This is a genomic window from Bradyrhizobium sp. (assembly GCF_004799405.1).
Classification (GTDB): domain Bacteria; phylum Pseudomonadota; class Alphaproteobacteria; order Rhizobiales; family Xanthobacteraceae; genus Bradyrhizobium.
In genome coordinates, this window is sequence record NZ_SSMW01000117.1 from 1 (window position 1) to 14,441 (window position 14,441).

Genomic DNA, 14,441 nt, shown 5'->3' on the forward strand with positions numbered 1-14,441 from the left:
CCGGCGAGGATATTGCTGACGGCGTTGAGATAGGCGCCGCGATGGTGGGTGACGACGCCCTTGGGATTGCCGGTCGTTCCCGAGGTGTAACTGAGCGCAATGGCGTCCCATTCGTCCTGCGGCCGCCGTGCGGCAAAGCTTTCATCGCCTTGCGACAGTGTGTCCTCGTATTCGATCGCCCCAATCCGTTTGCCGCCGGAAAAAGCCGCATCGTCGACGTCGATGACGAATGGCTTTGGTCCCGTCATCAAGGTAAGCGCCTCCGAGATCACGCCGGAGAATTCCGGATCGACCAGGATGATACTGGCGCCGCCATGGTCGAGCTGAAAGGCGATGGAAGCGGCATCGAGCCGGATGTTGAGCGCGTTGAGCACGGCGCCCGCCATCGGCACCGCGAAATGCACCTCGTTCATCGCTGGGATGTTCGGCAGCATCGCCGCGACCGTATCGCCGTACCCGATACCCCGGCCTGCAAGATACGACGAAAAGCGCCGGCAGCGCGCATAAGTCTGCGACCACGTGAAGACGCGGCCCTCATAGATGGTACTGACATGATCGGGATAGACGGCGGCCGAGCGCGCCAGGAAACTCAGCGGCGTCAAGGCAACGAAATTGGCGGGCGTTTTGTCCAACCCGACACTGTATTGGTCCTGCACTGCGCTCATCGGCTTTGTTCCATTCTGTCGGCTTCGTCCTACAGGAACCCGATCGAGATCCACGGGAATATCGCCACCACGATCAGGCCCACCAGCAGCGCCAGCAGATAGCCCCAGATCGGCCTGATACCCTCGGCGGGATCGACGCGTCCGATGGCGCAGGCGGCATAATAGCCTACTCCGAACGGCGGCGCGAACAATCCGATGCCCATGGCCAGGATGATGATCATCGCATAATGGACCTCATGAACGCCGACCGCACGCGCGATCGGAAACAATAGCGGCCCGAACAGCACGATCGCCGGGATGCCCTCGAGCACGCTGCCCAGAATGGTGAACGCCACGATCGAGACCGCGATGAAGGTCGCCGAGCCGCCGGGCAGGCCGGTCATCGCGGCGGCAAGCGCCCGTGAAAACCCGGATTGGGTCAGGCCCCAGGCCATGCCGGTCGCGGTGCCGATGATCAGCAGGATCGCGCCGGAGAGGCACGCCGTCTCGATCAGCATCGGCATCAGCCGCCGCCAGTCGAACTGGCGATAGACCAGCAGCCCGATGACGAAGCCATAGACGATCCCGATGGTCGAGACTTCGGTCGCGGTCGCGATCCCCTCGACCACGGCGGCGCGGATCACGAAGGGCAGCGCCAGCGCGGGCAGGGCAACGACAAAGGATCTGGCGATCTCGCCACCCCCGGCTTTTGTGACGTGACTGAGGTCCTCGCTGCGATAGCGCCACCACACCAGCGCCGACAGTGTGATCGCCAGCACCACGCCGGGCAGGAGCCCGCCGGTAAACAGCGCCGAGATCGAAACGCCGGTCACCGAGCCTATGGTAATGAGCACGAGGCTCGGCGGAATGGTCTCGGTCTGCGCACCGGTGGCGGCGAGCAAGGCGACGAGGTCGCCGGGCTTGGCGCCGCGTTGCTTCATTTCCGGAAACAGCACCGGCGCCACCGCGGCCATGTCGGCGGCTTTCGAGCCCGAGATGCCCGACACCAGATACATCGCGCCGACCAGCACGTAGTGCAGGCCGCCGCGGACATGGCCGAGCAGGCTTGACAGGAACGCCACCATGGCGCGCGCCATGCCGGTCATCTCGATCAGCAGCCCCAGGAACACGAATAGCGGCACCGCGAGCAGGATCAGGTGGCTCATGCCCTCGTCCATGCGGCCGACCAGCACCATCAGCGGCGTATGAGTGGTCAGCGCCAGATAGCCGAAAATCGCCAGCCCAAATCCAAACGCAATCGGCACGCCGGCGAACACGCAGAAACCGGCGACGCCGACAAAGAAGATGACCAGATTGATATTGCCGAGCGGACGCAGCCACGGCTGCGCCAGCCAGAAAACCGCAATCACCGCGGCCACGGAGAGCACTGCGCCCAGCAGGACCTTGATGTCGCTGACCCGTGCCAGCCGCAAAAAAGCGAACAGCGCCATCAGGCAGATGCCGGCGGGCAGCGCCGCCGCGCGCCAGATATTGGGTATCTGCAACGCCGGCGTGGTGATGAAGCTTTCTTCGTAGGCGTAGTCGCAGGATGGTCCGACAACCAGCAGCAGGAACGCCAGCGCGGCACAGGTTCCGACCACCTCGAGATAGGCGCGCATTGCGGGCCTCGCGCCGGCTACAAGGGCGGTCATGCGCATATGCTCGGAGCGGCGGAACGCAACGGCGGCGCCCAGCATGGCCAGCCACAGGAACAGGATCGACGCCAGTTCGTCCGACCAGATCAGCGGCTGGCGCAGGCCGTAACGCGCCACTACGCCGGCAAACAGGATGACGATCTCGGCGACCACCAGCAATGCCGCCGGAATTTCGACCAGCATTCCCAACAGCGATTCAAGCGATGCCGCGCGCGAGCGGCGGCGAGGGGAGATCTGCTCGCCGCCTGCGATTTGAGACACCTCGGCGTGAGCCATAACGATCCTTCAAGGCCCCTTTCCGCAATCCTTCGCGGACGTTCCGCTACGACAGCTTGCCGACGGACTTCTCCAGCAAAGCCCAAGCCTCGTCGCCGTATTTGCCCTTCCATTCTGAATAGAACCCGGCCGACCGAAGCTTCTCGCGAAACGGCGCGACATCGGGTTGATTGAACACAAGCCCTTTGCTCGCAAGTTCATCGCGCAAGGTCGCATTCAGTTTTGCGACGTCCACACGCTCGTTCAAGGCGGCCGCGTTGATGTTGCTGGCGACGATGGCGCGGATATCTTCCGGCACCTTCTCCCAGGCGCGACGATTGGCGAGGAACCAGAATCCGTCCCACATGTGATTGGTCAGCGAGCAATATTTCTGCACTTCATAGAGTTTGGCAGTAGAGATAATCGCCAGTGGATTCTCCTGGCCCTCGACGATCTTGGTCTGCAGCGCCGAATAGACTTCGCTGAAATTGATCGAGGCAGGCGAAGCGTCGAAGGCCTTGAACATCGAGGTCCACAGCGGCGAGACCGGCACCCGGATCTTGAAGCCCTTGAAATCGTCGGGTCCGTTGATCGGCTTGGTCGACGACGTGGTCTGGCGAAAGCCGTTGTCCCAGATCTTGTCCATCACCACGAGATTGGCCTTGGTGATTTCGCCGCGGACATAGGCACCGAGATCGCCATCCATGGCTTTCCACACCGTATCGTAATCCGGAAACGCAAAGCCAATGCCGTTGATGGAGGCGGCGGGAACCAGGGTAGCGAGGATCAATCCGGACAGCGTGAAAAATTCGATGCCGCCGGAGCGGATCTGGCTCAGCATGTCGGTGTCGGAGCCAAGCTGGTTGTTCGGGAAAATCTGCAGATCGAAGCGGCCCTTGGTCTCGGCCTTGATCGCTGCCGCCATCTCCTTGGCGCGCGTGTTCAGCGGATGCGAGTCCGCCAGATTGTTGGCATATTTGTAGCTGAATTCAGCCGTTTGCGCGCGCGCGACAAACGGCGCGGCGATGCCACCCAAAACCGCCGACGCGGCGGACGCCTTCAGCAAGGTGCGTCGTGAAAAGCTCATCTGGTTTTCTCCCTGATTGTTCTTGTGCGTTTATCATAGGGACCCGGCAGGGCCCGGTCATGCGTCGTCTTTGAATGGCTTATTGCCTGCTTTCGAGGGAAATACCAAGCCTCGCCGACCGGCTTTTGTGCCACCGGGATTCCGTGCTTGGTTGCGAGTCACAGTTGCGGTTCCTGGCCGGCCGACAAGACCGGCATTAACGATTGAGGGGAGGCCATCATGACCGATCACGGCGTGGCCATCGTCACCGGCGGCGCTTCCGGCATTGGGCTGGCGATCGCAAGAGCCCTGCTCGGCGATGGCTGGAAGCTCATTATTGCCGATCTCGCGCAAGGTCCGCTCGATGCCGCGCACGCCGAACTGGAACGGCTGCGCCCAAACGCCACCAAATCCGTCATCATGGATGTCGCCGACGAGGCCAGCGTGATAGCCGGCCTTGAGGGTTGCGAGGATGGTTTTGGCCCGGTCCGGGGCCTGGTCAACTCAGCCGGGATCGGCCGCGACACGCCGTTCTTCGAGACCAGCGTCGAGGTGTTCCGGAAGGTGCTCGATATCAACCTGGTCGGAACCTTCATTGTGGCCCGCGAAGCCGGCAAGCTGATGCGAACCCATGGCCGGGGCGCGATCGTCAATATCGCGTCGATTTCCGGTCAGCGCGGCAATCTGGGCCGCTCGGCCTATGGCGCATCCAAGGGCGGCGTCATCACGTTGACCCAGGTGATGGCGTGCGAGCTGGCGCCCGAGAATATCCGGGTCAATGCCATCGCACCTGGGCCGGTCGAAACGCCGCTGGTCTAGGCCATGCAGACCGAAGCGAACCGCGCCGCCTGGCTTCGGGCGGTGCCGCAGCGCCGCTACGCCCGCGCCAGACGAAATTTGCGGGCGCCGCGCTATTCCTGCTCGACGACAGCAACGCGAGCTTCGTCACCGGCCATATCCTCAACGTCGATGGCGGCTTTGCCGCAGCCGGGTACCTGCCGGATCGGGTGTAGCCGCGCTGTCTAATATTTCGCGCGATGGCGACGAATTTAGATACAAGTCTTTGTAACTAATATGGATTTTTATATTCCATAATATACCTTATGCGAATCCGATCTTAACCTGTTACCGTCAGGACCGGAGCCTAGCGACCCCTGAACTTCGGCTTGCGGCGTTCCAAAAACGCCGCGACGCCCTCCTTGTGATCCTCGGTCAGGCTCGCCAGCGCGAACTGGTCGACATCCATATGGCTGGTGAGATCGTCGAGCGCATGCGTGAGCCGATTGACAGTGAGCTTGGTCATCGCCACCGACAATGGCGGTTGGACCGCGACTTTCGCGGCCAGCGCCATCGCCGCATCAAGGGACTTGCCGGGATCAGCCACCTCCTCCACCAAACCCCATTGGTAGGCCTCGGCGGCGGAGATGCGCTGGTCGGCTACGATCACCGCCTGCTTGGTGCGGGCCGGACCAATCAGATGCAGCATGCGCGGAATGCTTTGCCAGCTCATGTTCATGCCGAGCCCGATTTCAGGTACCCGCAGATGGGCGTCGCGGGCCATCACGCGAAAGTCGAGCGCGACTGCCAGTGCCACGCCGCCGCCGATGCAAAAGCCCTCGATGGCGCCGATGGTGACCTGCTCCATCTCCTGCCAGGCGCCGGTAAGCCGCGGCCCGAGTTTCAGGTGCCGGCGCAACGACCCGATATCCATGGTCCGGCGCGAGCGGCCTTCGGGATCCTTGAGGTCGAAGCCGGCGCTGAACGCCTTGGGCCCGCCCGTAAGCACGACGACGGAGGTGTCGGCATCATCCTCGAAAGACCGCGCGATATCGGTCAGTTGGCGCAGCGCTTCCGGCGACAGCGCGTTGACACCGTCGCCGCGGTCGAACCGAACCACGGCGATGCGACCCTCAGGCCCCTGGCCTTTTTCCACTGTGACAAATTTCGCCAACCCTGCACTCCCTGCCCGCTATTTTCCTTTGAAATGCTAGCAGACTCCATCGCTCGACATAGACCGAATATTGCGTCTATCCTCGTCCCCATGACCGGCCACGACCACGATCACCACCATCACCACGATCACGACCATTCGGAGTTATCCGAGACCGAATTGCGCGTGCGCGCACTCGAGACCATCCTGACCGAAAAAGGCTACGTCGATCCGTTAGCGCTCGGCCTGTTGATCGAAACCTACGAGACCAAGGTTGGGCCGCGCAACGGCGCCCGCGTCGTGGCGCGGGCCTGGACCGACCCGGCCTATCGCGCCCGTCTGCTCAAGGACGCCACGCCTGCCATCGCCGAACTTGGTTATGCCGGACGCCAGGGCGAGCACATCGTGGCACTTGAGAACACCCCTGCTCTTCACAACATGGTCGTGTGCACGCTGTGCTCCTGTTATCCCTGGCCGGTGCTCGGGTTGCCGCCGGTCTGGTACAAATCCGCGCCCTATCGTTCCAAGGCGGTGAAGGATCCGCGCGGCGTCCTCAAGGATTTCGGTTTTGAATTGCCCGCGGAGACCAATATTCGCGTGTGGGATTCAACCGCGGAGATTCGCTACCTCGTGCTGCCGATGCGGCCTGCCGGCACCGACGGCTGGAGCGAGCAACGCCTTGAGGCTCTTGTCACCCGCGACAGCATGATCGGCACCGGATTACCCAAGCAGCCGCACGAGGTCGCCTGATGGAGGGCGCGCACGACATGGGTGGCGTGGCGTGGTCCGGGCCCGTTGTGCCCGAACCGGACGAGCCGACGTTTCACGCCGAATGGGAACGGCGCGCATTCGCGATCACGATGGCGATGGGAATGCCCGGCGGCTGGAACATCGACATGTCGCGTTTCGCCCGTGAAGACCGTCCTCGCGAGGATTATCTTGCCAAGAGCTACTACCAGATCTGGCTTGTGGGTCTGGAGCGCCTAATACTGGAACGCGGCCTGGTCGCGCCCGACGAGATCGCCGCCGGAAAATCGCTGCATCCCCCAAAACCAGTGGCAAAAACGCTGACGCCGGAAGGCGTCGCCGGCATGCTGCATCGGGGCGGGCCGACCGAACGCGAGGCCACGACCGCTGCCCGTTTCGCCGCCGGCGATCGCGTCCGCGCCAAGATAATCCATCCGCCGACCCATACGCGGTTGCCGCGCTATGTGCGCGGTCATGCCGGGATCATCGAACGCGTGCTGGGCTGTCATGTCTTTCCCGACAGCAACGCCACCGGCGCGGGTGAAAATCCGCAATGGCTTTACACCGTGACCTTCGATGGCGTCGAACTGTGGGGCAAAGAGTCCGATCCGAACCTCACGGTGTCCGTCGACGCCTGGGAGCCCTATCTGGAGCGAACCTGATCCGTCTCAACCCACAGGCAGCGCGAGAAGCGGCCAGCGCGGTCCCCGGCGTTCCGCGCGATGCCGAGGGACCGGTGTTTCGCGAACCCTGGGAAGCCCAGGCCTTTGCGATGGCGCTCGCGCTGCATGCACGCGGCCTGTTCACCTGGAACGAATGGGCCGCAGCCCTCGCCGATGAAATCAAGCGCGCGCAAGCCGCCGGCGACGCCGACACCGGCGAAACCTATTACCGGCATTGGCTGGCAACCCTGGAACGCCTGATCGCCGCCAAAGGCGTCACGACATCGGAGACTCTCAACCGTTATCGCGATGCCTGGGACCACGCCGCCGACCGCACGCCGCATGGTTCGCCGATCGAACTGAAGGCGGAGGATTTCGCCGTTCCGTGACCTTCCGGAACGCACGACGGTTACCAGGTGAGGATGGCGCGCAAATGGGGGTCCGGTGTGATCTTTCTCACTCTCGGCGCCACCCAATGATGCCATAGATAGTTATCGGCGACTTGATCGTCTGCTATGGTCGGGGTCGTTCCCGCAGGAATAATCGAGGTTTCCGCGATGAAGCGTATGTTTGCCGCGATGATTGGCCTCGTCGGCTCTACCGGATTGGCCGTGGCGCAGGCGCCGGTCGCAGTCGTCGAAGACGTGCAGGGCAACGTTACCGGCGTCGAGTTCATGGACTATGTCGCGCCCGGAAAAGTCATCAAGCTCGGGCCGGCCGGCGTGGTCGTGCTCGGCTACATGAAATCCTGCTGGCGCGAAACGATTACGGGGGTGGGAACCGTCATCGTCGGCGCGGAAGCGAGCATGGTCCATCTCGGCGAGGTCACGGCCGGCAAGGTGCAATGCGATTCAAGCCATTCGCAGCTGGTCGAGCCGGAAGTCAGCGAAAGCGCCGCGACGGTAGTGCGCAGCATGAGCGACAAGACCTCGAACTCGCCGCGGTTCACGCTTTATGGTCTTTCTCCGGTCGTCGAGACCACCGGTCGCGGCAAGCTGGTCATTGAAAGGCTCGATGTGAAGGGCGAGCGGTACGATGTGGACCTCACCACGGCTTCCCTCCTGCGCGGCAAGTTCTACGACTTTGCCAAGTCCCGGACGACGCTGAAGCCGGGTGGCATCTATGCGGTCAGTCTGGGCTCACGAAGGGCTGTTTTCCTTGTCGATCGCGGGGCCGAACCCGGCCCGGCTCCGATTATCGGCCGCCTGGTGCGCCTGTAATAGTCGGGCGAAACCCAGGCACCGCCATGGGCAACGTCATCAGACGAGACGCTGTCGCGATCGCTCTCGCAGCCTTGGCGTGTGGCCTCCTTGCCACCCTTCCCCCGTTCAACCTCGTCCATGGCTGGTCAATCGACGTTCTGACCGCGTTGCGCTGGGAAGTGTTCGGTGTGCGCCGCGATCCCGCCTCGACGCCGGTCGCGGTGATCGCGATCGACGAGGAGACCTACGAAACGCCGCCCTTCAAGGGATCGCCAACCAACACCTGGACCACGGAAGTTGGCCGGGTTCTGAATGCGGTGATCGACGGCGGAGCCAAGGTCGTGGGCTTCGATATCGTGTTTCCGACCTCGATCGAGCAATCCGAAATGCCGTTTGGCGATGATTTGCTGGGAGCGCGAATGCACGGCTTCGACCGGCCCTTTCTGCGATCTCTGGCGACGGGCGCTGTCGCCGGCAAGGTGGTACTGGGCGAGGTTCTCGGCAGCAGCCAGCCTTCGCCCGGTCAGCGGATCGCGGTCGGTCAGCAGAAGAATATACGGGCGCTCAATACCTATCTGGACCCGGACGAAGTCGTGCGGCGAATGCCGCTGATGTTCGGGGACGACGGAAAGAAAGTGCCGTCGATGGCGCTCGAACTGGCGTCGCGTGCACTCAACGTCCAACCGGTGCTGGACGAAAATGGACGCGTAACCCTCGCCGGATATCCTATTCCAAGCGCGGTACCAAATACCATGACTCTGAATTTCGAGGGCGGCGCCAACGACGTTCAGACGTTCTCGTTCGCCGATCTGCACGCCTGCGTCGAGCGCAAAGATACCGATTTTTTCCATCGCGAGTTCTCCGGCAAGATCGTCATCTTCGGTACTCTTCTCGATTCGGAAGATCGAAGAACCACATCCAAGCGCCTGGCGACCGGGCTCGACGGATCGCGAGCACCGCGCTGCGCGCTGCCGCTGCCGCCGGTGGTCGCCGGGAAATTCAAGCGCAGTACGATTGCCGGCGTTTATATTCATGCAACCGCCGTCCACAATCTGATGGCCCGGGACGCGATTGTCGAACCAGGCCGTCTCCCGGTGGCGATCATCGCCATCGCTTTTGCCGCGCTGGCCGCGCTCGCGGCCCGCATGCTGGCGCCAGGCGCCGCCGTCGTTGCCTATCTGGGCATGGTCGCGGTCTGGACCTGCTGCGCAACGCTTGCCTTTTCGCGGTCGCTGGCATTGCCGCTCAGCGAACCCTTTGTCGCCGGGCTGGCTTCGATGGCCGTGATCGTTGCCTACCGTCTGATGGTCACCGATCGAGGGGAGCGACTGCTGCGCAGGAGCTTTGCGCTTTATCTCGCGCCCCTGGTGATCGACAAGATGCTGGCATCCAAAAAGCTGCCGGAGCTGGGCGGCGAAACCCGCGACGTCACCGTGTTCTTTTCGGACCTGGCGGGCTTTTCCTCGATCTCCGAGAAAATGACGCCGGCGGAACTGGTGACGTTCATGAACGAATATCTTTCCGCCATGACCGACATCATCGAAAGCCAAGGCGGTTATATCGACAAATATATCGGCGACTCGATCGTGGCGGTGTTCGGCGCGCCGGCCGACGACAGCGACCACGCAAGCAACGCGGCGCGTGCCGCACTCGGTTGTCGTGCGCGTCTCGACGAACTCAACCGGGACTCCGTGGCTTTTCAGGGCCACAAGGTCGCGCACCGGATGGGCCTCAACTCCGGCACGGCATTGGTCGGCAACATCGGATCGCGGCGCCGCTTCAACTATTCGGTGATGAGCGACGCGGTGAACGTCGCGTCCCGCCTTGAAGGCGCCAACAAGTTCTACGGCACCACGATCGCCGCCTCGGAAACGACGGTCGCGCTTACCGGCACGAGCTTCACATGGCGGGAACTCGACGCCATCCGGGTCCAGGGACGCTCTACCCCGGTCAAGATCTATGAACTGATGGCCGAAGCAGGACTCGGGACACCGCAGCAGGTCGCTTCCGCAGCGACCTATGCCGAGGGTCTTGCGCATTGGCGAAACCGCGAATTCGACCGCGCCGCAAAATGCTTCGAGCGTGCCGCCGACGTCGACCGGCCATCGGCACTATTTCTCAGCCGCGCGAACGCCTTTGCGGGCCACCCGCCGGGCCCGGATTGGGAACCGGTCAATACGCTGGATGCTAAATAGGCGTCGGACCGATCGGTGGAAACAGCAAGCGGTTCATCTGCTTTCGCTGGGATCGACGCACGTCTTGCGGCATACCGGGGTCGGATATTCTCACGCTCAGGTGCATCATGACCCCTTCCCGCGACATCTCAGGTCTGCTCGAGATCATGGCGGCGTTGCGAACGCCCGGCAGCGGGTGCCCGTGGGACCTCGAACAGAACTTTGCCAGCATCGCCCCCTATACCATCGAGGAAGCCTATGAAATCGCCGACGCCATCGCGCGCGGTGATCTGGACGATCTCTGCGACGAACTGGGCGATCTCCTGCTCCAGGTGGTGTTTCATGCCCGCATGGCGGAGGAACAGAATGCGTTCGCATTCGGCGATGTGGTCGAGGCCATCACCACCAAGATGATCCGGCGGCATCCGCACGTCTTTGCCGACAAGGATGGACGGTTGACCCCCTCGCACGTCAAGAGCGCGTGGGATCGCATCAAGGCCGAGGAGAAAGCCGAACGCGCGGCGCGGCAACCTCGGCAAGAACCGGCGCCCAAATCATTGTTGTCCGGCGTCAAGGCAGGACAACCTGCATTGACGCGCGCGATGGAATTGCAACGCAAGGCTTCCAGCGTCGGCTTCGACTGGAACGATCCGCGCGCGGTGCTGCACAAGATTCGTGAAGAAGCCGACGAGATCGAGGCAGCGCTCGATCGCAACGACGCCGACGAACTCGCCGAAGAAACCGGCGATCTGCTGTTTGCGCTGGTCAATCTGGCGCGTCATGTCGGCGCCGATCCTGACTCGGCGCTGCGCCGAACCAACACCAAGTTCGAACGCCGATTCGGCTACATTGAACGCGCCTTGGCGGCGCAAGGACGCACACTGCAGGACGCTTCGCTGGCCGAGATGGACGCGCTATGGAACCAGGCCAAGGGTAAAGAAGGGCTCGCCGCACCAACGGCAAAATAGATGCGCGGCGATCGCAGCGGACGGCAACGATACCGCTGCATTTATGCAACACAGATGAAGAAAAACAAAATCGTTGCAGTGACACTCCTACGCATCGCTTGACCGACTGGATGTAATGACCGTCTCTTGGTCGATGTTTCCCTAGTCGACCGGGGCTGAAATTGTTCAAACGGATCATCAGTTTCTTGGCTGCGCTGTTCGTTTCCGCGCCAGCCGATGCCAAACAAAGCCTCGACAATCCCATTGATGTCACGGACATCGAAGCCAGAATCGGACGGGCGCAGGAAATTATCGAGAAACTCGATCGGCAGATCGACTACGGCGGCGTAACCCGGGACAAGACCGACTCAAACAAGATGGCCTGGTCCAATTGGAGAAACTTCTCCAATTTTCGCAACTTCCAGAATTTCCGGAACTTCCAGAATTTTCGTAACTTCCAGAATTTCCACAACTTCGCCAACGCGCCGCACTATCAGGCGCCGCCTGTCCAGCATCAGCAGCCCAGCGTTCAGGCGCCGCAGTATCATCCAGCGCCGCCGCAACCGGCGATAACGCATCAGGCGCCGCCGCTGCCGCCCTCGGGAACGCATCAGGCACCTGTTCTGCCGGGCGTTCAACATCCGCAGCCTGGACTGCCACCGACGGTAACGCATCAATCGCCCCCTGTACCCGGGACGCAGCACTTGCCACCGGGGCTGCCGCCGACGGCTACGCATCAGCCACCTGCTCTACCCGGCGTCCAGCATCCGCAGCCTGGGCTTCCACTGGCGACACATCAGCCGCCGAATATCCCTGGACATCCAATACCGGGCCTTCCGCCTTCCATCGGCCTCCGGCCTCGCCCCGGCCTGCCGGGATCGCAGTTCGCCCGGTTGCACCACCACCCCTACTTCGGTCGGCTGCCGTATTCCGGCGCAATCTATCCGGGCTATTATTATTCTTCGGTGGACTTCGATCTCGAACTGGCGCTCGTACCGCTTGATCCCGATGCGCCGCCGGATGATCTGCCTCCCGACGCCGGCATGATGCAGGCGTTGCCCCCTGACGACGACGCTCCGCCGCCAGGACCGGTTGTTGGTGGAGACAATCCGCAAGTCATGGCCGCCCGGCCGGATCAAACCTTGCCACCGGTCAACGATCTGGATACGGCGCCCTCCAATCCAAACCCGGCCCAACCGCCCGCGCAAGCTACCCCTGACACTCCCGCGGAGACTGCGACACCGCCGGCTACCGATCCCGCACTGGCTTCGACCCCGCCGACCACGGCACCGCCAACGCCGGACCAGGCGCGGATCGCCGCTGCGCTCGAACGCGCGGTGGCGGCCTACCAGGCCCGCAATTACGACGACGCCATTGCCGGATTCAGTGAAGTCATCGGCGCAGACCCGAGCTCCGCGCTTGCCTTCGCCGGCCGCGCCAATTCCAACTACGCGAAGAAAAACTACAATTCCGCCGTGACCGATTACGACACGGCGCTGACGCTGGATCCCAGCGCTATCATGCTTTATCAAAACCGCGGCGTTGCAAAACAGAAAGCCGGCGATCTCGATGGGGCGATCGCAGACTTCGACAAGGTGCTGGCCGATAGTCCGCTTGCGGTGCCGACCCTGCTGGCCCGAGGCTCCGCATTCGCTGCCAAAGGAAATCGCGAGCGCGCTCTGGCCGACTTCTCGGCCGCGCTTTCAGCCGCCCCGAAAAATCCAGCCGCCCACGAGGCCAGGGCCGAATTTCTTCTGCATGGTGGCGATACCGATGGGGCGATGGCGGATTTCAACCAGGCGGTGGCGCTGTCGCCAAAATATGCCACTGCCTATCGCGGCCGCGCCCTCGCCGCGCTGGCAAAACACGACCTTGACCCCGCGCTCGCCGACGCCGAACGATCGCTGCAGCTGCGCGCGTCCGACGCTGCCAACCTCGCCACGCGCGGGCGAATCCTCGAAGCGCTCAACCGAAAAGACGCCGCGATTGCGGACTTTCGGTCGGCTCTCGCCATCGACAAGGGCAATGTTGACGCCAGCGACGGCCTAAAGCGCCTGAGCGATGCGCATTGACCGGCTTTCAAGCGTAGGGCGCAGAATACCCATGGCACCTGATTGTTCGATATCCCCTGCTTCCGACCGGAATGAAGCGCGCCGGCGCCTTGCGGCTCGTCTGCGGGCGATTGGCTGGCAGCTGTTCGCCGTCGGCTGCCTGTTTCATTTGTCGATCGGCCAGTGCGCAGCGGCCAGCCAACGCGACTGGGACAGCTGCACCAGCCAGGACCGCGACAAAAACATCGCGGCCTGCACACGCATTATCGAAGACGCCGGCACCTCGCTTAGCGATCGGTTCGACGCTTATCTTTGGCGTGGCGGCGACTACGTCGCGCAAAACTCGTTTGATTCCGCGGTGATCGATTACAGCAACGCGATCAAGCTCAATCCGCGGAATATCACCGCTTTGGGCGGGAGGGCCATTGCCAATTTTCGAAAGGGCGATCGCGACCAGGCGATCATCGACTACAGCCTCGCCAGGCGGCTGGATCCGGGCCAGCTCGACACCATGACCGCAAACAGCGATGATTTGAAGCAAATCGCAGCTCTCGCCGCCAGATCGCCGCCTCCAGAATCCCAACTGGATGGGATTTACGATAGTCTGGTGCCAAAAGTTCTGACCTGCGGACCGGGTACACGACTGGAAGGCTCCGTCTGTGTCGCTATCCCCGTCACCTGTCCCACCGGTCAACGGCTCTCGGGAGGCAGTTGCGCGCCAATTACCTGCGGCTCTGGCGAAACGCTAGTCGGAAACGAATGCACCTCCAATTCTAAATACATTGCGCTGGCGATCGGACAGACCGACCATCTGGCCTATGGATCATCCTGGAACCAGGAGACGATGGAGATCGCCACCGATGATGCTTTGTTACGGTGCCGAAATCAGTTGCCGCGCGGCAAATGCAAGATCGTCCTCTCGGGGGCCGACGCCTGCATCGGGATTTACTGGACACCGACGGGAACCGGATGGGGTGCCGCGAAACGCGACACCAGGGATGAAGCCAAGGAGGCGGCTCTCGCCAATTGCAAGGATGCAAATCCAAAGCGCAAATGTGTCTTCGCCGGCTCCTGGTGCGTGGTTAAATGAAACCGTCTCCCGATCTGG

General features: G+C 62.4%; 13 protein-coding genes. 9 read left to right on the forward strand and 4 right to left on the reverse strand.

What is annotated here, in order from left to right:
- From E7813_RS17795 to E7813_RS17805, 3 genes are all read right to left on the reverse strand, one after another.
- Positions 1-665, reverse strand: a 665-nt coding sequence (locus tag E7813_RS17795) for an AMP-binding protein (protein WP_291576035.1), incomplete at its 3' end; no start/stop codon positions are given.
- A 29-nt stretch (positions 666-694) separates the two neighbouring features.
- Positions 695-2,575, reverse strand: a complete 1,881-nt coding sequence (locus tag E7813_RS17800) for a TRAP transporter large permease subunit (RefSeq protein WP_291576037.1) — start codon at positions 2,573-2,575, stop codon at positions 695-697.
- A 46-nt stretch (positions 2,576-2,621) separates the two neighbouring features.
- Complete coding sequence (locus E7813_RS17805; protein WP_291576038.1) at positions 2,622-3,641, reverse strand: TRAP transporter substrate-binding protein; 1,020 nt, start codon at positions 3,639-3,641, stop codon at positions 2,622-2,624.
- A gap of 219 nt (positions 3,642-3,860) precedes the next feature.
- Between E7813_RS17805 and E7813_RS17810 the strand changes: the two genes are divergently transcribed.
- Positions 3,861-4,439, forward strand: coding sequence for an SDR family oxidoreductase (locus E7813_RS17810; protein ID WP_363331187.1), 579 nt, complete (start codon positions 3,861-3,863; stop codon positions 4,437-4,439).
- A gap of 325 nt (positions 4,440-4,764) precedes the next feature.
- On the opposite strand, the gene E7813_RS17815 is transcribed toward E7813_RS17810, so the two are convergent.
- Complete coding sequence (locus E7813_RS17815) at positions 4,765-5,571, reverse strand: enoyl-CoA hydratase/isomerase family protein (protein WP_291576041.1); 807 nt, start codon at positions 5,569-5,571, stop codon at positions 4,765-4,767.
- A gap of 90 nt (positions 5,572-5,661) precedes the next feature.
- Here E7813_RS17815 and nthA point away from each other — a divergent pair, with 90 nt between their 5' ends.
- The 8 genes from nthA (at position 5,662) to E7813_RS17855 (ending at position 14,423) form a co-directional block, all read left to right on the forward strand.
- A complete protein-coding gene (nthA, locus tag E7813_RS17820) occupies positions 5,662-6,300 on the forward strand; it encodes a nitrile hydratase subunit alpha (RefSeq protein ID WP_291576043.1) in 639 nt (212 codons plus the stop codon).
- Positions 6,300-6,959, forward strand: coding sequence for a nitrile hydratase subunit beta (gene nthB, locus E7813_RS17825; protein WP_291576045.1), 660 nt, complete (start codon positions 6,300-6,302; stop codon positions 6,957-6,959). Before nthA ends, nthB begins: the two co-directional genes overlap by 1 nt.
- Positions 6,959-7,348, forward strand: coding sequence for a nitrile hydratase accessory protein (locus tag E7813_RS17830; RefSeq protein ID WP_291576102.1), 390 nt, complete (start codon positions 6,959-6,961; stop codon positions 7,346-7,348). The genes nthB and E7813_RS17830 overlap by 1 nt, the downstream gene beginning before the upstream one ends.
- A gap of 168 nt (positions 7,349-7,516) precedes the next feature.
- A complete protein-coding gene (locus E7813_RS17835) occupies positions 7,517-8,179 on the forward strand; it encodes a hypothetical protein (RefSeq protein WP_291576047.1) in 663 nt (220 codons plus the stop codon).
- 26 nt (positions 8,180-8,205) lie between these two features.
- Positions 8,206-10,356, forward strand: a complete 2,151-nt coding sequence (locus tag E7813_RS17840) for an adenylate/guanylate cyclase domain-containing protein (RefSeq protein ID WP_291576049.1) — start codon at positions 8,206-8,208, stop codon at positions 10,354-10,356.
- Positions 10,357-10,463: 107 nt separating this feature from the next.
- On the forward strand, positions 10,464-11,303 hold the full coding sequence (mazG, locus tag E7813_RS17845; RefSeq protein ID WP_291576051.1) for a nucleoside triphosphate pyrophosphohydrolase: 840 nt from the start codon (positions 10,464-10,466) through the stop codon (positions 11,301-11,303).
- A 185-nt stretch (positions 11,304-11,488) separates the two neighbouring features.
- The gene (locus E7813_RS17850) at positions 11,489-13,354 is read left to right on the forward strand and encodes a tetratricopeptide repeat protein (protein ID WP_291576053.1); all 1,866 of its coding nucleotides are present in this window, start codon (positions 11,489-11,491) and stop codon (positions 13,352-13,354) included.
- A complete protein-coding gene (locus E7813_RS17855; RefSeq protein WP_291576055.1) occupies positions 13,344-14,423 on the forward strand; it encodes a DUF4189 domain-containing protein in 1,080 nt (359 codons plus the stop codon). The genes E7813_RS17850 and E7813_RS17855 overlap by 11 nt, the downstream gene beginning before the upstream one ends.
- Positions 14,424-14,441 lie beyond the last annotated feature (18 nt).